The organism is Ramlibacter tataouinensis, from assembly GCF_027941915.1.
GTDB lineage: Bacteria > Pseudomonadota > Gammaproteobacteria > Burkholderiales > Burkholderiaceae_C > Ramlibacter > Ramlibacter tataouinensis_C.
In genome coordinates, this window is the sequence record NZ_CP116009.1 from 568,110 (window position 1) to 590,712 (window position 22,603).

General features: G+C 72.2%; 19 protein-coding genes. 14 read left to right on the forward strand and 5 right to left on the reverse strand.

Annotated features, from left to right (window positions below):
- Nucleotides 1–559: 559 nt before the first annotated feature.
- Together PE066_RS02560 and PE066_RS02565 are read left to right on the forward strand one after the other, a co-directional pair.
- On the forward strand, nucleotides 560–2,002 hold the full coding sequence (locus PE066_RS02560; RefSeq protein WP_271235000.1) for a glycosyl hydrolase family 8: 1,443 nt from the start codon (nucleotides 560–562) through the stop codon (nucleotides 2,000–2,002).
- A 131-nt stretch (nucleotides 2,003–2,133) separates the two neighbouring features.
- A complete protein-coding gene (locus PE066_RS02565) occupies nucleotides 2,134–2,793 on the forward strand; it encodes an NUDIX hydrolase (protein ID WP_271235001.1) in 660 nt (219 codons plus the stop codon).
- An 87-nt stretch (nucleotides 2,794–2,880) separates the two neighbouring features.
- On the opposite strand, the gene PE066_RS02570 is transcribed toward PE066_RS02565, so the two are convergent.
- The 3 genes from PE066_RS02570 to PE066_RS02580 all read right to left on the reverse strand — a co-directional run bounded on the left by PE066_RS02570 (nucleotide 2,881) and on the right by PE066_RS02580 (nucleotide 9,101).
- The gene (locus PE066_RS02570) at nucleotides 2,881–4,104 is read right to left on the reverse strand and encodes a DUF4382 domain-containing protein (protein WP_271235002.1); all 1,224 of its coding nucleotides are present in this window, start codon (nucleotides 4,102–4,104) and stop codon (nucleotides 2,881–2,883) included.
- Nucleotides 4,105–4,291: 187 nt separating this feature from the next.
- A complete protein-coding gene (gene fdhF, locus PE066_RS02575) occupies nucleotides 4,292–7,165 on the reverse strand; it encodes a formate dehydrogenase subunit alpha (RefSeq protein WP_440480595.1) in 2,874 nt (957 codons plus the stop codon).
- Between the two features lie 124 nt (nucleotides 7,166–7,289).
- Nucleotides 7,290–9,101, reverse strand: a complete 1,812-nt coding sequence (locus PE066_RS02580) for an NADH-ubiquinone oxidoreductase-F iron-sulfur binding region domain-containing protein (RefSeq protein WP_271235004.1) — start codon at nucleotides 9,099–9,101, stop codon at nucleotides 7,290–7,292.
- A 150-nt stretch (nucleotides 9,102–9,251) separates the two neighbouring features.
- Between PE066_RS02580 and PE066_RS02585 the strand changes: the two genes are divergently transcribed.
- Nucleotides 9,252–9,641, forward strand: coding sequence for a cupin domain-containing protein (locus PE066_RS02585; RefSeq protein WP_271235005.1), 390 nt, complete (start codon nucleotides 9,252–9,254; stop codon nucleotides 9,639–9,641).
- A 12-nt stretch (nucleotides 9,642–9,653) separates the two neighbouring features.
- Here the strand turns inward: PE066_RS02585 and PE066_RS02590 are convergent, their stop codons facing one another.
- Nucleotides 9,654–9,899, reverse strand: coding sequence for a hypothetical protein (locus PE066_RS02590; RefSeq protein ID WP_271235006.1), 246 nt, complete (start codon nucleotides 9,897–9,899; stop codon nucleotides 9,654–9,656).
- A 179-nt stretch (nucleotides 9,900–10,078) separates the two neighbouring features.
- Here PE066_RS02590 and PE066_RS02595 point away from each other — a divergent pair, with 179 nt between their 5' ends.
- The 6 genes from PE066_RS02595 to PE066_RS02620 are packed head-to-tail and all read left to right on the forward strand — an operon-like array spanning nucleotide 10,079 to nucleotide 15,330.
- Complete coding sequence (locus tag PE066_RS02595; protein WP_271235007.1) at nucleotides 10,079–10,822, forward strand: c-type cytochrome; 744 nt, start codon at nucleotides 10,079–10,081, stop codon at nucleotides 10,820–10,822.
- A gap of 10 nt (nucleotides 10,823–10,832) precedes the next feature.
- Complete coding sequence (locus PE066_RS02600) at nucleotides 10,833–12,164, forward strand: c-type cytochrome (protein ID WP_271235008.1); 1,332 nt, start codon at nucleotides 10,833–10,835, stop codon at nucleotides 12,162–12,164.
- Nucleotides 12,165–12,166: 2 nt separating this feature from the next.
- Entirely contained in the window at nucleotides 12,167–12,358 is a 192-nt protein-coding gene (locus tag PE066_RS02605; RefSeq protein WP_271235009.1) for a hypothetical protein, read from the forward strand.
- On the forward strand, nucleotides 12,355–12,924 hold the full coding sequence (locus PE066_RS02610; RefSeq protein WP_271235010.1) for a cytochrome C oxidase subunit II: 570 nt from the start codon (nucleotides 12,355–12,357) through the stop codon (nucleotides 12,922–12,924). The genes PE066_RS02605 and PE066_RS02610 overlap by 4 nt, the downstream gene beginning before the upstream one ends.
- Nucleotides 12,911–14,536, forward strand: a complete 1,626-nt coding sequence (locus PE066_RS02615) for a cbb3-type cytochrome c oxidase subunit I (protein WP_271235011.1) — start codon at nucleotides 12,911–12,913, stop codon at nucleotides 14,534–14,536. The genes PE066_RS02610 and PE066_RS02615 overlap by 14 nt, the downstream gene beginning before the upstream one ends.
- Nucleotides 14,533–15,330, forward strand: a complete 798-nt coding sequence (locus tag PE066_RS02620; RefSeq protein ID WP_271235012.1) for a c-type cytochrome — start codon at nucleotides 14,533–14,535, stop codon at nucleotides 15,328–15,330. Before PE066_RS02615 ends, PE066_RS02620 begins: the two co-directional genes overlap by 4 nt.
- Nucleotides 15,331–15,345: 15 nt before the next feature.
- On the opposite strand, the gene PE066_RS02625 is transcribed toward PE066_RS02620, so the two are convergent.
- On the reverse strand, nucleotides 15,346–16,059 hold the full coding sequence (locus PE066_RS02625; RefSeq protein WP_271235013.1) for a Crp/Fnr family transcriptional regulator: 714 nt from the start codon (nucleotides 16,057–16,059) through the stop codon (nucleotides 15,346–15,348).
- A 174-nt stretch (nucleotides 16,060–16,233) separates the two neighbouring features.
- Between PE066_RS02625 and PE066_RS02630 the strand changes: the two genes are divergently transcribed.
- The 5 genes from PE066_RS02630 (at nucleotide 16,234) to PE066_RS02650 (ending at nucleotide 22,602) form a co-directional block, all read left to right on the forward strand.
- On the forward strand, nucleotides 16,234–17,067 hold the full coding sequence (locus PE066_RS02630; protein ID WP_271235014.1) for a sensor histidine kinase: 834 nt from the start codon (nucleotides 16,234–16,236) through the stop codon (nucleotides 17,065–17,067).
- Nucleotides 17,068–17,157: 90 nt separating this feature from the next.
- Nucleotides 17,158–17,568: a PaaI family thioesterase gene (locus PE066_RS02635; protein ID WP_271235015.1), complete on the forward strand. Its 411-nt coding sequence runs from the start codon at nucleotides 17,158–17,160 to the stop codon at nucleotides 17,566–17,568.
- 287 nt (nucleotides 17,569–17,855) lie between these two features.
- A complete protein-coding gene (locus PE066_RS02640; RefSeq protein ID WP_271235016.1) occupies nucleotides 17,856–18,989 on the forward strand; it encodes a hypothetical protein in 1,134 nt (377 codons plus the stop codon).
- A 63-nt stretch (nucleotides 18,990–19,052) separates the two neighbouring features.
- Nucleotides 19,053–20,795, forward strand: coding sequence for an ATP-binding cassette domain-containing protein (locus tag PE066_RS02645; RefSeq protein WP_271235017.1), 1,743 nt, complete (start codon nucleotides 19,053–19,055; stop codon nucleotides 20,793–20,795).
- Entirely contained in the window at nucleotides 20,785–22,602 is a 1,818-nt protein-coding gene (locus PE066_RS02650; RefSeq protein WP_271235018.1) for an ABC transporter ATP-binding protein, read from the forward strand. The genes PE066_RS02645 and PE066_RS02650 overlap by 11 nt, the downstream gene beginning before the upstream one ends.
- Nucleotide 22,603 lies beyond the last annotated feature (1 nt).

Here is a 22,603-nt window from a genome sequence, read left to right on the forward strand (position 1 = left end):
AAGTCGGCTCCCCGAATCCAACGCAGCAGCCCGCTGCCCGCCTGTAGGACACAGCCGCTGCAACATCCGGTTGCGCAATCAGCGTCAACCGGCGCTGCTCGCCCCGATCTGGTGCCGGCGGTTCGCGTGCAATAGTAACTTCTGCGGCTGCAGCGCCGCCGCGCGCAGGCGTGCATCCTTCACTGCGGCGCGTGCCCGCGGCAACACCGGTGTGGACGGCTCGCCTCATCCATTCCAGCGGCTGCGCCAATCACCGTCGATAACTCTGCCATTGCCCCGAATGGCTGAGGTAATCGCGCGTCAATACGCTCGCAGCCTGCGAAGCAACTCACGTACTTGGTTACCTGTGTAGGCCAGTGCCTACACGATTGTCGGACGCCTCCTACTACATTCGCGGCCTCCTGCTGAGGTTGGGCAGGCGCTTCGAACCCGATCGGCATGCGTTCACGACGCCCATCGGAGCACGCGCCGCCCTCCAGGCATTCCCCTCAACACGGGCGCAGGACGGCAGCGGCACGAGCCCCCTCCTTCGTCCCTTTTTTACACGTGGTTGCTGGACATGAAGAGGCGCATATTCATCCAGGGCGGATCGGCCGCCGTCGCAACGGCACTGGCGGGCTGCGGGGGTGGCGGTGGCGATGCCGTCGCCACGGACGCCCCGATCGGCACCGAACTGACCGACGAGGAGCTGCTGGCCAAGCGGCCAGCCAACAAGCCGACGCCGCCCGGCCAGCAGCCGGCCCCGGCCCCGGCACCAGCGCCCACACCGGCGCCCTCGCCCGCCCCGGCGCCCAGCCCGGCGCCCGCCCCCGGCGGCATCGCCTACCCGTTCGGCTCGCGCCTGGTGCCCTATGCCGCCGGCATCCTGCCCAACAACGTGTCCAACGCCAGCATGGACGCGACCATCCGGCGCTGCTACGACGCCTGGAAGGCGGTCGCGATCGCCGACGTCCCGACGGTGGCCGGCGGCAAGGCGGTGCGCTTCGGCAACTCCAGCACCTACCTGACGGTGTCCGAGGGCATGGGCTACGGCATGCTGCTCACGGTGGTGATGGCGGGCCACGACCCGGAGGCGCGCGCCCTGTTCGACGGCCTGCTGACCACCGTGCGCGCCCGCCCGGCCTACAGCATCCCGACCAGCTCCGGCGGCCGCTACCTGATGGACTGGCGCCTGACGATCAACGGCTCGTCCACCGACGCCGCCGGCGGCGGCTGGAACGCCATGGACGGCGACCTGGACATCGCGATGGCGCTGCTGATGGCGGACCGCCAGTGGGGATCGGCCACCGGCCGATGGAACTACCGGCAGGAGGCGATCGACACCATCAACGCCATGAAGTCGTGGAACATGAAGCCGGACGGCACCACCAAGGGCATGGCCACGCCCGACGTCAGCCGCACCTCCGACTACATGATCAACCACTTCCGCGCGTTCGCCCGCGCCACCGGCGACAACTGGTGGGCCACCACGGTGATCGACCGCTGCCACTGGCTGATCAACCGCATGCAGACGGTGTACTCGCCCAGCGCCGGCCTGATGCCCGACTTCATCGTGCAGACGAACACGGCGACGCCGGTGCCTTCGCCCGGCGGCATGGGCGACTTCGTGATGACGGAGATGCACTACTACGCCAACGCCCAGCGCAACCCCTGGCGCTGGGGCACGGACTACGTGTTCTCCGGCGACGCGCGCTGGCGCGCGGTGATGAACAAGATGATGGCGTTCTTCAAGACCGACACCGGCGGCGACCCCGCGCGCACGGCCACCGGCTACGCGCTCAACGGCACGCTGCCGTCGCCGCTGATGCGCCCTTACCCGAACTGGACGCCCAAGGGCATGATCGGCCCGCAGCTGTGCAGCGCCCTGTGCGACCCGGCCCACCAGTCGTACCTGAACGCGCTGTGGTCCTTCAACGCCAACAACTTCAGCACGCTGTACTACGACTCGGAGCTGCAGCTGATCCCGATGATGGTGGCCTCCGGCAACTGGTGGCAACCGTAGGGTCAGCCGCCTGCGGCGGCTGGATGTAAACCCTTCCCTGGCCTTCCTCGGCGAAGGCATCCAGCGCAACGCGCCGCGCCGCTGTCCCGCAAGCGCATGGCCGGGCGCCGGCCGGATGCCAGAATGGCCCCATGCTGTTGCATGGCTCGCTGCGGTCGGAGGTGGAGAGGCGCTTGCGCGACTTCCCGGTGCGCACGCTCGATGCCGGCACGCACCGCACGGCCGCGGTGGTGGTCGCGCTGGCGGAAGAAGGCGAAGGCGCGGACATCCCCGGCCTGGCCCGGCCGGCGGGGTGGAGCCCTGCAGCCGCGCTGCTGCTCACGCGCCGGGCCGAGGCGCTGTCCAGCCACTCCGGCCAGTGGGCCCTGCCCGGCGGCCGCATCGACGAGGGCGAAAGCCCGCAAGAGGCCGCGCTGCGCGAGTTGCACGAGGAGCTGGGCCTGCGGCTGGACGCCGCCGACGTGCTCGGCCGGCTGGACGACTACGCCACCCGCTCCGGCTTCGTGATCACCCCGGTGGTGGTGTGGGCCGGCGCCGCGCGCGGGCTCGTGCCCAACCCCGCCGAAGTCGCCAGCGTGCACCGGGTGCGGCTGGCGGAGTTCATGCGGCCCGACGCGCCGCTGCTGGAGCCGTCCGATGAACCGGGCCGCCAGATCCTGCGCCTGCCCCTGGGCAGCGGCTGGATCGCGGCGCCCACCGCGGCCGTGATCTACCAGTTCCGCGAGGTCGGCCTGGCCGGGCGCGACACCCGCGTCGCGCACTTCGACCAGCCCCTGTTCGCGCGCCGCTGAGCGCCGGCCCAAAAGAAACGGGCCCCACCAGGGGCCCGCTTCGGGTTGCGGCACGGGCGGCGCGCCGGGGCGCCCCGCCCGCTTCGCTCAGGGTGCGAAGCTGAAGTCGACCACCAGGTCGCTCGACGAAATGTCGGCGTCCTGCGTCAGGCCGGTGCGGCCCGGCGCGTTGGCCTGCAGGCGGTACTTGCCGGCCACCGGGTCGTCGGCCTTGAAGCTCAGGCCGCTCGCCGCGAACGGCGCACGCACCGGCGCAGCCGCCGGCAGGCTGAACGTGTAGCTGGCCTCGACGGCATCCACCGGGGTCGCCGCCAGTTCCACCACCGGGCCACCGGAGAGCGCCTGCAGCGCACGCACGCTGGCATCCAGCACCAGGGTCGGCGTGCCGCTGCCGCCCACCGAGGCGGTGCCGCGGAGCTCGCGCACGGTCGACGCCGGCGGCGCGATCGCGGCGCTGCTGTCGTTCAGGCTGAGGGTGGACGTGCCCACCGGCACCGAAGACACCACCGCGGTGCTGCGGCCCTCGGAGACGATCACCACGTCGTAGCTGCCGGAAGGCAGGAAGGGCAGCACGAACCGACCGTTGGCATCCGGCACGGTGGAGCGCACGATGGTGCCGTCCTGCTGCGCCGAGACCCGGGTGCCGTTGAGCGTCAGGGTCGTCGAGACGTAGCCCTGGATGCCGGCCTGGGTGCGCTGGGCCAGCGTCAGCACCGGCTTGAGGTTGTAGTTGCCGGAGCCGCCGGCCTTGACCACCGACTTGCAGGCGTCGAAGTCCAGCACCAGGTCGGCCAGGCCGCCCTCGGCCACCTCGAAGGAGGACTTGAGCTTCAGGCCGCTCTGCTGCGCACTGGGCGTGCGCAAGGGCACTTCCGCGCCGCCGCTGGGCTTGACGGCGTTGGCCGTCGGGTTGCGCCCATCGTTGGCCGCCAGCACCAGCCGCACCTGGTTGTAGGTGCCGGCGGGCAGATCGATCTGGCCCAGTTCCTCCAGCTTGCCGTTGGTCAGCTCGAGCAGGTCGATGCGCCGGGGCTGGTCCAGCACGATCTCTTCCCAGCCGCCAGCGGCCTCGTCCGCCGAGTCGCTGCGGTGCACCCGCACCCGCTCGACGGTGACGAAGACGTTGTCGTAGCCGCAGCTCGGCGCGTCGGTCAGTGCCAGGCGCAGCGAGCCTTGCGGCGCGGCGCTCGTGGCGCCGCCATCGCCGCCGCCGCCGCAGGCGGCCAGCACGGCACCGGCCGACAACGCCAGCCAGGTCTTCCAGCCAGGGGCAGGTTGGTTCTCGAAGCGCATCGGATTCCTCGTGGTCATGGAACCGCGGATGCTCTTCAGGATTGCCGCAAGTGCTGTGCCGATTCGTAAGCAGCCCGCTCAAAAGGCTTCTACTGCACTAGGCGCCCCTAACCGATGGTTGCAAATGAGATGGGCGGATTTCCCATTTCCGCCACCCCGACGCCACACCGGATTGGCGAATTGCGGGCGCGGGACCCGCCTTCGCTCAGGCCCGTGCCGTCGCCACCGCACCGCTGCCGTAGCCCGCCGCCGGGCGCGGCACGCCGCCGGGCTGGACCTGCACGGCGCAGTACTTGAACTCGGGGATCTTGCCGAACGGGTCCAGCGCCGCGTTGGTCATCAGGTTGGCCGCCGCCTCGTAGTACGCGAACGGGATGAAGACCGCGCCGGTGGGCGTGCCGTCGTCGCGCCGCACGTGGATCGCCACCTCGCCGCGCCTCGACCGCACTGTCGCCACGTCGCCCGGCTGCAGGCCCAAAGCCTGCAGGTCGGCGCCGTTCATGGACGCCGTGGCCATCGGCTCGATCGCATCCAGCACCGCCGCGCGGCGCGTCATGCTGCCGGTGTGCCAGTGCTCGAGCTGGCGGCCGGTGATCAGCACGAACGGGTACTGCGCGTCGGGGCGCTCGGCGGCCGGGACGATGTCGGCCGGCACCAGCTTCACCCGCCCGTCGGGTGTCGGGAAGCGCTCGGTGAACACCACCGGCTGGCCGGGGTCGTCCTCCGACAGGCAGGGATAGGTCACGCTCGATTCGCGCTGCAGCCGCTCCCACGAGATGCCGGCGATCGAGGCGTGCATGGCCTGCCGCATCTCCTCGTACACCGCGGCGACGCCGTCGTCCTCGCCTTCATAGGGCCAGTCGAGCCCGATGCGGCGGGCCAGCTGCTGGATGATCCACAGGTCCGGCCTGGCATCGCCGGGCGGCGTGAGCGCGCGGCGGCCCAGCTGCACCATGCGGTCGGTGTTGCTCACCGAGCCGGTCTTCTCCGGCCAGGCCGACGCCGGCAGCACCACGTCGGCCAGCCAGGCCGTCTCGGTCATGAAGATGTCCTGCACCACCAGGTGCTCGAGCGACGCCAGCGCGTGGCGGGCGTGGTTCAGGTCCGGATCGCTCATGGCCGGGTTCTCGCCCATGATGTACATGCCGCGAATCTTGTGCGGGTCGCTGTCGGGCGCCAGCGCCTTGTGCATGATCTCCACCACCGTGTAGCCCGGTGCGTCGTCCAGCGGCAGGCCCCAGAAGTCCTCGAACCAGCGGTGCGCCTGCGGGTCGTCCACGCGCTGGTAGTTGGGGAACATCATCGGGATCAGGCCGGCGTCGCTGGCGCCCTGCACGTTGTTCTGGCCGCGCAGCGGATGCAAGCCGCTGCCGGGCTTGCCGATCTGGCCGGTGACGGTGGACAGCGCGATCAGGCAGCGCGCGTTGTCGGTGCCGTGCACGTGCTGGCTCACGCCCATGCCCCACAGGATCATCGCGGCCTTGGCGCCGGCGAACGCGCGCGCCACTTCGCGCAGGGTCTGCGCCGGCACGCCGCAGACCGGCGCCATCGCCTCGGGGCTGTAGCCCTTCACGTTCTCGCGCAGGGCCTCGAAGTTGGCGGCGCGCTCGCGCACGAAGGCCTGGTCGGCCAGGCCCTCTTCGATCACCACGTGGATCAGCGCGTTGAGCAGGGCCACGTCGCTGCCCGGCTTGAACTGCATGACGCGCCAGGCGTGGCGGCCGATGTCGGTGACGCGCGGGTCGGCCAGCACCAGCTTCGTGCCCCGCTTGGCGGCGTTCTTCATCCAGGTGGCGGCCACCGGGTGGTTGGACGTGGGGTTGGAGCCGATCACCAGGATCAGGTCGGCCTTCTCGACGTCGCGCACCGGGTTGCTGACCGCGCCCGAGCCCACGCCCTCCAGCAGGGCCGCCACGCTGGAGGCATGGCACAGGCGGGTGCAGTGGTCGACGTTGTTGCTGCCGAAGCCGGTGCGCACCAGCTTCTGGAACAGGTAGGCCTCCTCGTTGCTGCCCTTGGCCGAACCGAAGCCGGCCAGTGCCTTGCGGCCGTGCGTGTCGCGCAGGCGCTGGAGGCCGCCGGCGGCGACGTCCAGCGCTTCCTCCCAGCTCGCTTCGCGGAAGGCATCGCGCCAGTCGGCCGGGTTGGGTGCGTCGGCGGGATCCTTGGGCACGCCGGGCTTGCGGATCAGCGGTCGCGTCAGGCGCTGGGGGTGGTGCGCATAGTCGAAGCCGAAGCGGCCCTTGACGCACAGCCGGCCCTGGTTGGCCGGTCCATCGCGGCCTTCGACGCCGACAATCTTCTCGTCGCGGACCTGGTAGGTGATGAGGCAGCCGACGCCGCAGAACGGACAGACCGAATCGACCTTGCGGTCCACCGCCTGCGAGCCGACCAGGGTCTTGGGCATCAGCGCGCCGGTCGGGCAGGCCTGCACGCACTCGCCGCAGGCCACGCAGGTGCTGGCGCCCATCGGGTCGCCGAGGTCGAACACGATCTGGCTGCCGGCGCCGCGCTGCGCGTAGCCGATCACGTCGTTGACCTGCACCTCGCGGCAGGCGCGCACGCAGCGCGTGCACTGGATGCAGGCATCGAGGTTGACGGCCATCGCCGGGTGCGACAGGTCGGGCGCCGGCTGCTGGCGGCGCAGCGCGACCAGTTCGGGGCGCGGCGTGACGCCCAGGCGATCCGCCCACAGCGACAGTTCGCCGTGCTGGCCGACGAGTCCGGCGGCCGCGGGCGGGCGGCCCGCCTCGTCGTTCCACTTGTAGCCCTGCTGCGGCAGGTCGGCCAGCAGCATCTCGACCACCATCTGCTGGCTCTTGAGCGCGCGCTCGCTCTTCGCCTTGACATCCATGTCCGCCGTCACGGCACGGCAGCAGCTGGGCGCGAGCACGCGCTCGCCGGCGATCTCGACCACGCAGGCGCGGCAGTTGCCGTCGGCCCGCATGCCGTCCGTGTAGCACAGGTGCGGGATGTCCACGCCCACGCGGCGCGCGGCCTGCAGGATGGTCTCGCCCCGCAGCGCCTGCACGCGCTCGCCGTCGAGGCTGAAGGAGATCACCGGTGTCGACTCGTCCATGTCACTCATGAGCGACTCACCGAGGCGTCGTCGAGGGGCCACCGCGGAACCGGCTTTGCCGGGCCGCTGGTGGCGCCCCTTGAGGGGAAGCGGCCGGAGGCCGCTTCGGGGGTGGGTCAGGACGTCAGGAGACTTCATGCGGGAAATACCGTTGGACGCAGTGAATCGGGTTCGGGGCGGCCTGGCCCAGGCCGCAGATGGACGCGTCGCCCATCACCTGCGCCAGGTCGCCCAGCGTGGCGTGGTCCCAGGCCGGCGCCGCCATCAGCGCCGCCGCCTTGGCGGTGCCGACCCGGCACGGCGTGCACTGGCCGCAGCTCTCGTGTTCGAAGAAGCGCATCACGTTCAGTGCGGCATCGCGCGCCCGGTCGTGCTGGCCGAGCACGATCACGGCGGCCGAGCCGATGAAGCAGCCGTGCGGCTGCAGGGTGTCGAAGTCGAGCGGGACATCCGCCAGCGAGGCCGGCAGGATGCCCCCCGAGGCGCCGCCCGGCAGGTAGGCGTAGAGCTCGTGCCCGTCCTGCATGCCACCGCAGTACTCGTCGACCAGCTCGCGCAGCGTGATGCCGGCCGGCGCCAGCTTGACGCCGGGCTCCTTCACCCGCCCGCTCACGCTGAACGAGCGCAGGCCCTGGCGCCCATGCCGGCCGAAGCCGCCGAACCACCGCGGGCCGCGCTGCACGATGTCGCGCACCCAGTACAGCGTCTCGAAGTTGTGCTCCAGCGTCGGCCGGCCGAACAGGCCGACCTGGGCGATGTAGGGCGGGCGCATGCGCGGCTCGCCGCGCTTGCCCTCGATGCTCTCCAGCATCGCCGACTCCTCGCCGCAGATGTAGGCGCCGGCGCCGCGGCGCAGTTCGATGCGCGGCAGCGGGCACGGCGGGTCGGCCTGCAGCCGGTCCAGCTCGGCCTGCAGCAGGCGGCGCGCGTCGTGGTACTCGTCGCGCAGGTAGATGTACACCGCCTCGATGCCCACCACCTGGGTCGCCACCAGCACGCCTTCCAGCAGGCGGTGCGGGTCGCGCTCGAGGAAGGTACGGTCCTTGAAGGTGCCCGGCTCGCCTTCGTCGATGTTGACGGCCAGCAGGCGCGGCGCCGCCTGCTCGCGCACGATGCGCCACTTGCGCCCGGCCGGAAAGCCGGCGCCGCCCAGGCCGCGCAGGCCCGCGTCCTCCAGCGCGCGCAGCACGGCCTCGGCCTCGATCTCGCCGCGGGCCAGCGCCGCAGCCAAGGCGTAGCCGCCAGCCTGCCGGTACAGGTCGTAGCCGGTGACCGCCGGCACCGCCTGCAAGGCATCGGGCGGCGGCGAAACGCTGCGTTCGGCCAGCGCTGCGGGCTCGAAGGCCACGGTGGCCGGCGCCGGCGCGGCGGCGGGCTGGCCATGTTGCCGGACCGCCTGCACCACCTTGTCGGCGCTCGCCTGCGGCACGGCCGCCTGCTGCACCGCCACCGCCGGCGCCTGTTCGCAGCGGCCGATGCAGGGCACCGCCTGCACGCGCACGGCCGGGCCCAGCAAGGCCGGCAAGCGGTCCAGCAGCTCGCGCGCGCCGGCCATCTCGCACGACAGGCTGTCGCACACGCGCACCGTGATCGCCGGCAGCCCGGCATCGGCCGGCACGATGTCGAAGTGGTGATAGAAGCTGGCGACCTCGTACACCTCGGCCATCGGCAGGTTCATCTCGCGCGCCAGCGCCACCAGGTGGGGCTCGCGCAGGGCGCCGAAGCGGTCGTTCAGCTGGTGCAGGTGCTCGATCAGCAGGTCGCGCCGGTGGCCCTCGGCCGGGCGCGGCCCGAGGCTCTCGCGGACTTCGCGCAGCGCCTGCGCGTCGGGCTGCCGGCCCTTCAGCCGGGCCTGGCGCCGGATGCGCTCGCGCAGCGCCTGCTCCGAGGCCAGCGGCACGGCCACGGGCTGCTCTTCGGTGGGGAACGGTTTCATCTGAGGGGCATTGTCGCTTGCAGCCGGGCGGCTCGGCCATGCCAACGGTGCCGATGGGGCTTCCATCAGCCCGCGCCTACACGGCCGTGCGGCCGCCGGCGCTAGCCTGTGCGGCAGCCGCCCCGCACGGCCGAAACGAAGGAACAAGCCATGGCACTGCCGCATGCCCAACCGATGGACGTCATCAGCGTCGCGCCGCTCGGCCGTGCCCTCGGGGGCGCCGTCAGCACCAGCCTGATCAAGACAAGTCGCCTGCAGCTGCTGCACCTCGTGCTGCGCGCCCGCCACGACCAGCCCATGCACCACGTCGACGAGGAGTGCACGCTGCACTGCCTGGAAGGCGAGGTGGAAGTGGTCACGCCGGGCGGCACCCGGCACCTGTCGCCCGGCCAGCTGGTGGTGCTGCCGGCGCGCGAGCGGCACTCGCTGCGGGCCCGGACCGATTGCGCCGTGCTGGCGACGCTGCTGTTGCAAGACGGCGATGCGGGCGACCAGGGCGGCGCCGGCGCCCGCACGCTGCAGGGCGATCGCGCCGGTTGAGGGCGCCCGGCGTCAGATCAGCGGCAGCGTGACCCGCTCGCCCGACACGGTGTCGAGCACGCCGGCCAGCGCCTCGCAGGCGTGGCGGCGCAGGTCGCGCGCGGCGTCGATCGCCTCCCGCGCCGGCGCGGCGCCCCGGCCCTCGCAGTAGAGGTCCAGCGCCAGCTGCAGGTGCGATTCGGCCGCGCAGGCACAGGCTTCCGCCGAGCGCCACAGGATCAGGGCGTCGCCGAAGCGGGCTGCAGGGATCGAATGCATCGGCGCATTGGACACGCCGCCCCCGGCCCGCACTTTGTCCCGCATCAAGTGCGCGCTTGCGCCGCATCAAGGTCCGGCGCCTTGCCGGCACCGCCGGGCTGCCCTTTGGCCGCCGTCCGACAGGCGGGTGCGCCGATTCCCACAGGCCCGGCCGGGGCCCGTGCCCATGATCGGGCGCCATGACCATCGGGCCCTCTCGTCTGCGCGGGCTGCTGCTGGCCGCCGTGCTGGGCGTGGCCACGCCGGGCTGGCCGCAGGAGCCGCCGCGCAGGGTCGACGAGAGCGCCATCCCGCGGGTGGACAAGGTCGATTCGATGGCGGCGCGGGTGCAGGGCTGCGCCACCTGCCACGGCTGGCAGGGGCAAGGCACCGGCGACGAGTACTTCCCGCGCATCGCCGGCAAGCCGGCCGGCTACCTGTTCAACCAGCTGCGCGCCTTCCACACCGGGGCCCGCCGCTATGCGCCGATGAACTACCTGCTGGCCTACATGACCGACGACTACCTGCGCGAGATGGCGGAGTACTTCGCCGCGCAGCGGCCGGCCTTCGGCGCGCCGGCGGCGACGGCCGTCCCGCGCGAGCTGCTCGAGCGCGGCCGCACGCTGGTCCAGGTGGGCGACCCCACTCGCCAGCTGCCGGCCTGCGCGGCCTGCCATGGCGCCAGCCTCACCGGCATGGAACCCGGGATCCCCGGCCTGGTGGGACTGCGGCCGAACTACATCAACGCCCAGCTCACCCGCTGGCGCAGCGGCGAGCGCGTCGCCGCCGCTCCGGATTGCATGCACCGCATCGCGAGCCGGCTGGACGATCCGGACATCGTGGCGGTGTCCGCCTGGCTCGGCTCGCGCCCGGCGCCGTCCAGCCACGACCCCGAGCGCCGCAACATCGGCCGCATGCCCATGGCCTGCGGCAGCCAGCCATGAACGCCGCGCCATGAACGACTCCCGGCGCGACGCGACTGCCCCCCGCCCCGGCGCCGGGCGCAAGCGCACCCTGCTGCTGGGCATCGGGCTGCCGCTGCTGCTGGCGATCGGGCTGGGCTGGGTGCTGTGGACCGAGCGCCCCTGGCAGCAGCTGGCGCCGGCCACGCCGGCCGCGGGCGGCGGCAGCGGGATCATCGCGCGCGGCGAGTACCTGGCGCGCGCGGGCGACTGCATCGCCTGCCACACCGCGCGCGGCGGCCGCGAGAACGCCGGCGGCCTGGCCATGCCCACGCCCTTCGGCGCGCTCTACACGCCCAACATCACGCCCGACGACGAGACCGGCATCGGCCGTTGGACCGCCGACGAGTTCTACCGGATGATGCACACCGGCATCGGCAAGGACGGCAAGCCGCTCTACCCGGCCATGCCGTTCCAGGCGTACACCAAGGTCACGCGCGAGGACTCGGATGCGATCTACGCCTACTTCATGTCGCTGGCGCCGATCCGGCAGCCCAGCCGGCCGCACGAACTGCGCTTTCCCTACAACAACCGCGAGCTGCTGGTCGGCTGGCGCAGCCTGTTCTTCCGCCAGGGCGAGTACCAGCCGGACCCGGCCCAGAGCGCCGAATGGAACCGCGGCGCCTACCTGGTGGACGGCCTGGCCCACTGCGCCATGTGCCACTCGGCCATCAACATGCTGGGCGGCAGCAGCGAGTCGAAGGCGTTCGCCGGCGGGCTGATCCCGAATCAGTACTGGTATGCGCCCTCGCTCACCTCCAACCGCGAGGCCGGGCTCGGCGAGTGGTCGATCCAGGAGATCGTCGACATCCTGGGCAAGGGCGCGTCGGCGCGCGGCGCGGTGTACGGACCGATGGCCGAAGTGACCTTCCACAGCCTGCAGTACCTGGCCGAGGCCGACCTGCGCGCCATGGCGGTCTACCTCAAGGGCCTGGCGCCCAAGGGCGAGAGCCGGCCCGAGTCCAGCGCCCAGCTGGTGGCGCCGGGCGTGATGGAGCTGGGGCGCCGCGTGTACGAGGTGCAGTGCGCCATGTGCCACGGCAACCAGGGCAAGGGCTTCCCGCCGGCGTTTCCGCCGCTGGCCAACAACCAGTCGATCGAGATGGAGTCGCCGGTCAACGCGGTGCGGATGGTCCTCAACGGCGGCTACGCCCCGGCCACCCGCGGCAACCCGCGCCCGTACGGCATGCCGCCGTTCGCCCACCTCCTGAACGACGAGGAGGTGGCCGCCGTCACCACCTACATCCGCGTGGCCTGGGGCAACGGCGGCACGCCGGTCAGCACCGGCCAGGCCAACGAACTGCGCGCCGTGCGACTGGAGTGAGCATGGAACCCGGACCGCCCGCCCCCACCAGCCCGAACGACCCGGACGATCGGGACGATGCCCGCGTCGAGGAAATCATGCGCGAGGGCCCGGTCGGCGCCTGGGCGCTGGCCGGCGTCTCGACCTTCGTCGTGATGGCCATCTACCTGCTGTTCTACCTGCTGGCCTACCTGCCGCGGGGGCAGGTGCAATGAGCACCGGCACGCTGCCGGGCCGCGACGGCCATGCGGTGGCCGAGCACGCCGAGCGCCGCTGGGCCTGGGTGGTGGGCGCCATCATCGCGCTGCTGATCGTCGTCATGGTGGCCACCGGGCTGCACTGGGGTGCGATGCCACCCTCGCGCGTGGAGACCATCGACGCACGCACGCTGCACATGCGCGGCGAGTTCGTCGAGCCCAACCTCGGCACCGTCGTCGGGCCGGATGGCCAGGTCACGGTGCGGCTGGTGGCCCAGCAGTACTCGTTCACCCCGGCCTGCCTGGTGGTGCCGGCCGGCGTGCCGGTGACCTTCCGCGGCACCGCCAGCGACGTCGTGCACGGGTTCATCGTGGGCCGCACCAACGCCAACGTGATGCTGATCCCGGGCTACGTCGCGACCTTCACCGTGACCTTCCCCGAGCCCGGCGACATGCTGATGCCCTGCCACGAGTACTGCGGCACCGGCCACGAGGGCATGTGGGCGCGCGTGCGGGTGCTGGAGCCGCGCGAGTTCATGCAACGGGCGCAGGCCGGAAAGGCGATGAGCTGTGTGGCAGGTTAGGCGGCTGGTGCTGGCGCATTTCTGGGTGGCCTTCGCCGGCTTCACGGTGGCGCTGCTGCTGGGCGAATGGCAGATGGTGGTGCGCAGCCCGCTGCTGCCCTGGATCCGCAACCCGGAGCTGTACTACCGCGCGGTCACCGGGCACGGCGTGGTCATGGCGTATGTCATGCCGACGCTGGTCGCCATGGGCTTCGGCTACGCGGTGGTCGAGCTGGCGCTCAAGCGGCCGCTGCAGGGCCTGGGCTGGGCCTGGGCCGGCTTCTGGCTGGTGCTGGGCGGCACCCTGATGGCCGGCCTGACCATCGCCGCCGGCCGCGCCTCGGTGCTCTACACCTTCTATCCGCCCCTGCTGGGCAGCGTGTGGTTCTACCTCGGCGTGGTGCTGGTGGTGGTGGGGTCCTGGATCTGGGTGGTGCTGATGGCCTGGCACGCGCACCGCTGGAAGAAGGACAACCCGGGCGCCCCGCTGCCGCTGGCCATGTTCGGCATGACGGTGGGGGCCTACCTGTGGGCCTGGACCTCGCTCGGCGCCGCGCTGGAGATCCTGCTGCTGATCCTGCCGGCGGCGCTGGGCCTGAAGGACACCGTCGACGCCGGACTGGCGCGCGTGTTCTTCTCCTGGACGCTGCACGCCATCGTCTACTTCTGGCTGTTCCCCTCCTACGTGGCCTTCTACACCATCGTGCCGCGCGCCATCGGCGGGCGCCTGTACAGCGACACCGCCGGGCGCGTGTCGTTCGTGCTGTTCCTGGTGTTCTCCATGCCGATCGGCATCCACCACCTGTTCGCCGACCCGCAGCTGGGCTCGGCCTTCAAGTTCGTGCATGCGGTGTTCACGGCGATGGTGACGGTGCCGACCTTCCTGACCGTATTCACGATCACCGCCTCCGTCGAGATCGCGGCGCGGCTGCGCGGCGGCCGCGGCCTGTTCGGCTGGGTGCGCGCCCTGCCCTGGGACAACCCGTACATGCTGGCGGTCGCCTTCGCCTTCGTCATGCTGGGGCTGGGCGGCGCCGGCGGCATCGTGAACATGAGCTACCAGCTCAACGAGACGGTGCACAACACCCAGTGGGTCACCGGCCACTTCCACCTGATCTTCGCCGGCACCATCGTCATCATGTACTTCGTGGTCGCCTACGACCTGTGGCCGCAGCTCACCGGCTCGGGGCCGCTGCCGGCCGGCCCGATGCGCTGGCAGCTGTGGCTGTGGTTCCTGGGGATGATGATCGCCACCCTGCCGTGGCACGTGTCCGGCCTGCTGGGCATGCCCCGGCGCATGGCCTACTTCGACTACAGCCATCCGGAGATCGCGCCGCAGGCCCCGACGGTGATCGTCTCGGCCTTCGGCGGGCTGCTGCTGGTGATCTCCGGCCTGTTGTTCGTCTGGATCCTGGCCCAGGCGCACCGGCGCTCGCAGGCCGCGCCGGCCGCTCCATACACCTTCGCGCGGGCGGCGCACACGGTGCCGGTGCCGGCCGCGCTGAACAGCTTCGGCCTGTGGGTCGGCTTGATGATTGCCCTGACGGTGGTGAACTACGGCTGGCCGCTCGCCCAGCTGGCGGCGCAGGCGGAGGGTTCCGTGCCGGTGCTGCGGGTGGGAGGACCGCGATGAGCAGCGGCCACGGCCTGCTGACGCCGGGGGTGCGCTGGACCCTGGCCGGCCTGGGCGCGCTGCTGCTGCTCTCGCTGCTGCTGGGCTTCGTCGTCCTGCCCTCGGTCAAGCCCGACTTCCGCGAGGCCGGCTGGTGGCAGGCGATCTGTCGCGCCGCCGGCGTGCCCACCCGCTGGTACCAGGCCCAGCCGCTGGTGGACCCGCAGGCCAGCCGGATCGCCGTGGTGCCCGACTTCGAGCGGGTGGCCGGCGGCGACGTCGGGCGCGGCGGCACGCTGGCCCTGCAGTGCACCATGTGCCATGGCGCACGCGGCGTGAGCGCCTCCGATATCCCCAACCTGGCCGGCCAGTACGCCGAAGTGACCTTCAAGCAGATGATGGACTACCGCGGCGGCCACCGCAGGCACCCGCTGATGCAGGCGCTGGCCACCACCTTCAGCGAGCAGGACATCCGCGACCTGTCGGCCTTCTACGCGCAACTGCCGCGGCCCTCGCCCAACTCGCAGGAAGCGCCGGCGCCGGCGCTGATCGCCGTCGGTTCGCCCCTGCGCGGCATCGCGCCCTGCGCCTCCTGCCACGGCGGCATCGACCAGAAGCCGGGCAGTGCCTGGCTGGAGGGCATGCCGCGCGCCTACCTGGAGCTGCAGCTGCAGGCCTTCGCCCGCGGCGACCGGCGCAACGACGCGCATGGCGTGATGCGCAACGTGGCGCGGCAGATGACGGCGGAGGAGATCGCCGAGGTCTCCGGGTACTACGCCAGCCGGCGCGTGCCGTTCAGCGCGAGCGGGCGGTAGCCGGGCGGCGTCCGGTCACCTGAGCGGCAGCATCGGCCGCAGCCGCTCGTAGCACGCGCAGGCGTGCGATTGCAGGCCGGCGCGGTCGAGCACCTTGATGTGGCCGCGCGAGTAGCGCACGTAGCCGCGCTCCTGCACCCGCATGGCGGCCTGGCTGATCGTTTCGCGGCGCAGTCCGAACAGCCGGGCGATGGTCTCGTGCGTCAGGGCCAGCTCCGCCTGCGGCGCACGGTCGAGCACCAGCAGCAGCAGCATGCAGAGCTGGCTCTCGGGGCTGTGGTGGCGGTTGCAGACCACCGTCTGCCAGGCCTGGGTCAGCAGACGGCCGCCGTAGCTCAACAGCACTTCACGGACCGCCGACTCGCTTTCGAACAGCTCCCGCAGCAGCCGGCCGCCCAGCCGCATCGCCGTGCCGCTGGTGAGTACCACGCAGGTGGCGAGGTGGCGGTCGCTCAGCACGCAGCCCAGGCCGACCATCCCTTCGCGGCCGAGCAGCGCCACCTGGACGGTGCTGCCGTTGACGTCGGTGTGCAGCAGGCTGAGGACGGTGTCCAGGGGGAAGTAGACGGAGCGCACCTCCTGCCCGACCGTGGCCAGCACCGCGCCGGCAGGCAGCACGACCGGCTCGAGCCGGCCCGCGAGCCGGGCGGCCACTTCCGGCGGCATCAGGGACAGCAGCAGGTTGTCGCCAGCCCTGCCGCGTTCGCTGGGCTTGATTGTCCTGTCCATTGCTCGCCCCCTGCCCTGTCTTGCAAGGCACAGGGTAATGCGGACCGGACGGCAGTCAGTACTAGGGAAGAACCTTACAACCCCATACAAATGTCCTTCACCTTGCGTGAACACCCGCACTGACGCCCGCCATGGTGGGATTCATCCTACGTTCAACTATCTGCAGAACGACACATGCATTCCGACGATGACGCGCCGACCCAGGCGCTGAGGCAGGAGCTCCAGGCGAGGGCAAGCCAGGCGGTGCTGGAGCGGGTCTCCCGCGACAGCGAGCGCAAGGACATCTTCATCGCCACCATCGCGCATGAGCTTCGCAACATGATGGCGCCGCTCGATGCGGCCCTGGAAATCCTCGATCGCGGACAGGCCAACCCCGAGCTGCTGGGGCGCGCCCTGCCGGTGGCGCGGCGCCAGGTGCGCCACATCTGCCAGCTGGTGGACGACCTGCTCGACGTCGGCCGCATCGTCAACGACCAGGTGCTGCTCGACCGCACGCCGCTGCTGCTGCAGCAGTTGCTCGACGAGGGCCTGTCGGCCTGCGCGCCGTTGTTCAGCGAACGCCAGCAGCAGGTCAGCACCCGGATCTGCAGCGAGCCGGCCTGGATCCGCGGCGACGCGCTGCGCTGGGCCCAGGTCATCACCAACCTGTTGCACAACGCCGGCAAGTTCACCCAGCCGGGCGGCAGCATCGACGTCAGCCTGCAGGTGGACGACGAGGCGCACCAGGCCGAATTGCGCGTGGCCGACAACGGCTGCGGCATCGCGCGCAGCGAGCTGGAAGCGATCTTCGGCATCTTCCGCCGCGAGCGCCGCACCCGCGGGCGCCCCGGCCTGGGCATCGGGCTGGCGCTGGTGCGCCGCCTGGTGGAGCTGCATGGCGGCCGCATCCATGCCGAGAGCGCCGGGCCGGACCGCGGGGCGACCTTCGTGGTGCGCGTGCCGCTGATGGCGCGCCGGCCACGCGGGGCGGCGGCCGGCATTCGCGCGGGACGCACGCTCCACGCCTGAGCGCCTGCCCGTCCGCTGGCAGGCTCCCGGCCTGGCCAGGGCCGCGGTGGTCCACAATGAGCCATCACACCCTGCCGAGGCCAACCTCGCATGATGGACATCGACCGGCTCCAGTCGCTGCTGCAACCCCTGTTCCCCGGCCTGATGGGCGTGCGACTGCTCGAGGTGGCGCCGGATCGCGTCGTGGCCGAGATGGCGGTGCGGCCGGACCTGTGCACCGCCGGCGGCATCCTGCACGGCGGCGCGTCCATGGCCTTCGCCGACACCCTGGGCGCGGTCGGCACCCTCGTCAACCTGCCGGCCGGCAAGGCGACCACCACCACCGACTCCAGCACCAAGTTCATCGCTGCCGCCGCGGCCGGCAGCACGGTGCGGGGCGAATGCGTGGCCCTGCACCGGGGCCGCAGCACCCAGGTGTGGCAGACCTCCATCACCAACCAGGCCGGCAAGCTGTGCGCGGTGGTGACCCAGACGCAGCTGGTGATCGACGCGCGGGGCTGAGCGCGCCGCGATCCGGGATCGCGGTCACGGCCGCCCGGCCTGCGGCCGAGGCAGCCCGAAGGAGCTAGCGGACATTGCGGTTGGCCTACACGGCGGGCCAAGGCGAATTCCTAGGATGGGACGCCTCGATCCCAAGGCCTTCCATGCCCACCAGCAGTACCCCCGTCGCAGGGAACCATGCGGCACGCCGAATCTCCCTCGTTTGTTCGCTCGCGGCCCTCGCCGCCGCCCTGGCCGCTTGCGGCGGCGGCGGCGCGAGCAGCGGCACCTTGCCCACAGGAGCAATCGTGAATGCGCAAGGCCCCGGCTCCAGCACCCTCTCGCAGACCTATGCGGCCGGACCGGCCGCGCAGGTGAACCCGGACAGCGCGGGCCGACAGACGCTGCTGGCCACCGGGGCGTCGGCCGCGGGCGGCCACGGCATCGCCTGGCTCTCGCAGGGCGACGGCGGCCTCGCGGCCACCGTCCACATGCGGCGCTTCGATGCGCAAGGCACGGCGGCCAGCGACGGCTTCGGCACGCCGGTCGACCTCGGCCAGGGCCGGCCGGCGGCGGCGGTGCTGGCCGACGGCGGATTCGTGGTGGCCGGCGCGGTGTCCGGCCCGGCCTCGGTCGACGAGCCCTGGGTCACGCGCTCGGCCATCCGGGTGCAGCGCTTCGACGGCAGCGGCCACCGGCTGGCCGACATCGACGTCGGCGCCGTGCGGCAGGACCGGATCGGAGCCACCACGATGCGCTACGTCGCCGACCCGGCGGTGGTGCGCTGGCCCGACGGCAGCTTCCTGGTCGGCTGGGCGCAGGTGGAGGAAGACGCCAGCGGCCGCCTGCCGCAGTTCTGGGTGCAGCGCTTCGACGCCGCCGGCCAGCCGGTGGGCGCGCCCTCGCACGCCGCAACCGGCGAGATCGACTCGGGCTTCCAGCTCACTGCGGCGCCTTCGGGCGGCTGGGTGCTGACCACCTTCCAGCGGCTGATGGGCCGCACCGCGCTGCGCTACCACCCGTTCGAGGGCGCCAGCGCCCCGATCCTGCCGACCGGCTCGGCCGGCATGGCCGAAGGCAGCCTGCTGGTGCCGCTGCAAGGCGGCGGCTCGGTGGTGCTGTCGCCGGTCAAGGTGTACGGCTCGCTGCAGCTCTACGGCGCCGACGGCCAGGGGCAGGGCTATGCCGGCACGATGCCGACCGCGCCGGTTGCGGCGACGGCGCTGAGCGACGGCGGCTTCGTGGTGATCGCGGGCGACACGGCCAGCGGGATGGTGGCCTACCGGTTCGACGCGCAGGCCCAGCCGGTGGGCGATCCGGTGCCGGTGGCGGCCGGGGCGGACGTGCAGGCGGCCGCGCTCGCCGGCGGTGGCCTGCTGCTGGCCTGGACCACGACCGTGGCCAGCGGCGACACCGACGTGATGGCGCAGCGGCTGCGCTGAGGCGCAACCTCCCTAGAATCGCGCTTCCACTCGGGCGCCGCGTCGCGGCGCCCTTTGCGTTTCATGTCCCTGTACCGCCTGATCGGCCAGTTCCTGCGCCGCCACTGGCTCGCCTACTCCTCCTCGGCCGTGATGCTGCTGGGCATCGCGCTGCTGCTCGTGTGGATTCCGCGGCAGGTCGGCCACGTGGTCGACCTGCTGGTCGCCGGGCAGTTGTCCACTGAACAGTTGCAACGCGAGCTGGCGTGGCTGTTGGGCGCCGGCGTGGTGGTCTATGCACTGCGGGTGAGCTGGCGGCTGCAGCTCTACGCGGCCGCCTATCGGCTCGGGGTGGAACTGCGCCAGCGCCTGTACCAGCGGCTGTCGCGCCAGGGCCCGGCCTTCTACCAGGACCGCCGCACCGGCAACCTGATGGCGCTGGGCACCAACGACATCGATGCGGTCGAGATGGCGGCCGGCGAAGCCATGCTGGCCGGCTTCGACGGCACGCTGACCCTGGTGCTGGTGGTCGGCATGATGTCGCTCGGCGTCGATGCGCGGCTGGCGGCGGTCGCGCTGCTGCCGTTCCCGCTGATGGCGTTCGCGTTCTGGCGGATCTCGCGCCGTGTGCACGATGCCGAGCGGCTGGCGCTGGAGCGCTTCGGCGCGCTCAACGACCAGGTGCAGGAATCCCTGGCCGGTGTGCGCACCGTCCGCGCGCTCGGGCTGCAGGCGCGCAGCCGCGCCCAGTTCTCGGCGCTGGCCGCCGGTGCGGCCGACGCCAGCTTTGCCGCCCAGCGCTGGGAAGCCACCTACGAACCGGCGGTGGGCCTGTCGCTCGCCACCGCCATGACGCTGGTGCTGGCCGCGGGCGGCTGGCTGGTGTGGACCGACGAGCTCACCGTTGGCCAGCTCACCAGCTTCAGCCTGTACCTGGGGCAGCTGATCTGGCCGATGTTCGCGGCCGGCTGGGTGCTGTCGCTGCTGGAGCGCGGCAAGGCCGCCTGGTCGCGGCTGCAGCCGGTGCTGGACGCCCCGCTCACCGTCGACGACCACGGCACGGTGGCGAAGGTCGAACCCGGCCTGCTGGCGGCGCGCGACGTCACCTTCCACTACCCCGGCCAGCCGGGCCCCGCGTTGCAGCGGGTCTCGCTGCAGCTGCCGCCCGGCCGCACGCTCGGGCTGGTCGGCCCGACCGGCGCCGGCAAGACCACCCTGCTGCGCCTGCTGCTGCGCCACCACGCACCGGATGCCGGCTCGCTGCAATGGAACGGGCTCGACCTGCAGGACTACACGCTGGACGCGCTGCGCGCCGCCATGGCCTGGGTGCCGCAGGAGGCCTTCCTGTTCTCCGCCACCGTCGCCGACAACATCGCGCTGGCGCGCCCGCAGGCGACGCGCGAGGCGATCGAGCGCGCGGCGAAGCTGGCGGCCGTGCACGCCGACATCGTTCGCCTGCCGCAGGGCTACGACACGCCGGTCGGCGAGCGCGGCGTCACGCTATCGGGCGGCCAGCGCCAGCGGGTGGCGATCGCCCGCGCGCTGCTGGCCGATGCGCCCCTGCTGCTGCTGGACGATGCGCTGTCGGCGGTCGACACCGACACCGAGGCGCGCATCCTGGCCCACCTGCGCGAGGCGCGCGTCGGCCGCACCGTGGTCATCGCCAGCCACCGCCTGAGCGCGGTGGCCGATGCCGACCACATCCTGGTGCTGCGCGACGGCCAGGTCGCGGAGCAAGGCGTCCATGCGCGCCTGGTCGCGGCCGGCGGGTGGTATGCGCGCCAGTGGCGCTACCAACAGTTGGAGGCCAGCCTCGATGCCGACTGACACCCTGGCCTCTCCCGGCCGGCCGACAAGCCCGCCGGGCCGCCGCGAGCTGTTCGGCGATGCCGCCGCGCTGCTGGTGCGCGCGGCCGCGCCGGAGCGCCGCCACCTGCTGCACGCCACCGTCTGGCTGATGCTGGCCGCCGGGCTGGAGGCGCTGGGGCCGCTGGCCGGCAAGTACCTGATCGATGCCTACCTGCTGCCGCGCAATGCGCAGTGGCTGGAGATCGCCGCCCTGCTGCTGGGTGCGCTGTTCGCCGGCTGGCTGGCCAGCTGGCTGCGCTACGGGCAGATCGTCCGGCTGGCCGGGCTGGCGATGCGCTCGGTGCAGCGGGTGCGAGAGCAGGCCTACGGCCACGTGCTGCGCCTGCCGATGGCCTTCTTCGACCGCGCCATCACCGGGCAGCTGGTCAGCCGCGTCACCAACGACACCGAGGCGGTCAAGCAGCTGTACGTGCAGGTGCTGTTCGTCATGCTGGACAGCGTGATCGTGCTGGCCGGCGCGATGGCGGCCATGCTGTGGCTGGACTGGCGGCTGATGCTGATCGTCGCCACGCTGGTTCCCGCGGTGGCGCTGATCGTGGCCAGCTACCAGCGCCTGTCGGCGCCGGCGGTGGCGCGCACGCGCGAGCTGCGCAGCGAACTGAACGCCCAGATGGCCGAGGCGATCTCGGGCATGCCGGTACTGCAGGCCAGCAACGCCGCCGCCCGCTTCGGCGCCCGCTTCGCGGCGCTGAACGAGGCGCACTACCAGTCGCGCCGGCGGGAGCTGCGCGCCAACGCCTGGCTGCTGCGGCCGGTCCTGGACCTGCTGAACGTGGCCCTGCTGGCCGGCCTGATCTGGGCCTTCGGCCTGCGCAGCCAGGGCGGCGCACTCGGCGCGGCCGAGGTCGGCGTGCTGTACGCCTTCATCGGCTACCTCTCGCGCGTGGTCGAGCCGCTGATCCAGATCACCATGCAGTTCGCCCAGCTGCAGCAGGCGCTGGTGGGCGCCGCCCGGGTGCAGGCGCTGCTGCGCGAGGGCGAGGCGGCCGTGCCCCGGGGCGCGGCGCAGGTGACGGCGGGCGCGATCGACGTGGACGGCGTAGCCTTCGCCTACCAGCCCGGCCACCCGGTGCTGCACGGCGTCGACCTGCACGTGCCGGCCGGCGGCTTCTTCGGCATCGTCGGCCACACCGGCAGCGGCAAGACCACCCTGCTGTCGCTGCTGCTGCGCTTCTACCCGGCGCCGCCCGGGCGCATCCGCATCGACGGGGCGCCGCTGGAGTCGATCGCCGAGGACCATTTGCGCGACCAGGTCGGGCTGGTGCCCCAGGAGCCGTTCCTGCTGGCGGCCACGGTGCGCGAGAACATCGCCATGGGCCGCGCGCTGTCGCACGACCAGCTGGAAGCCGCCGCGCGCGCGGCCCACCTGCACGACCACGTCGCCGCCCTGCCCCAGGGCTACGACACGCCGCTGGGCGAAGGCGGCGCGCGCTTCTCGGCCGGCCAGAAGCAGTTGCTGGCGATCGCCCGGGCCCTGGCCGGCCAGCCGCGCATCCTGTTCCTGGACGAGGCCACGGCCCACATCGACTCGGAAACCGAGCAGCGCGTGCAGCGCGCGCTGGCGGCGCTGCACGGCCGGGTGACGGTGGTGGCGATCGCGCACCGCCTGTCCACCGTGCGCGGCGCCGATCGCATCGTGGTGCTGAACCACGGCCGGATCGCCGAGCAGGGCACCCACGAGGCGCTGATGGCGCTGGAGGGCGGGATCTACCAGCGGTTGTATCTGCTGCAGCAGCTGGAGGAGGACGCCGGGGAGACGGCGTAGT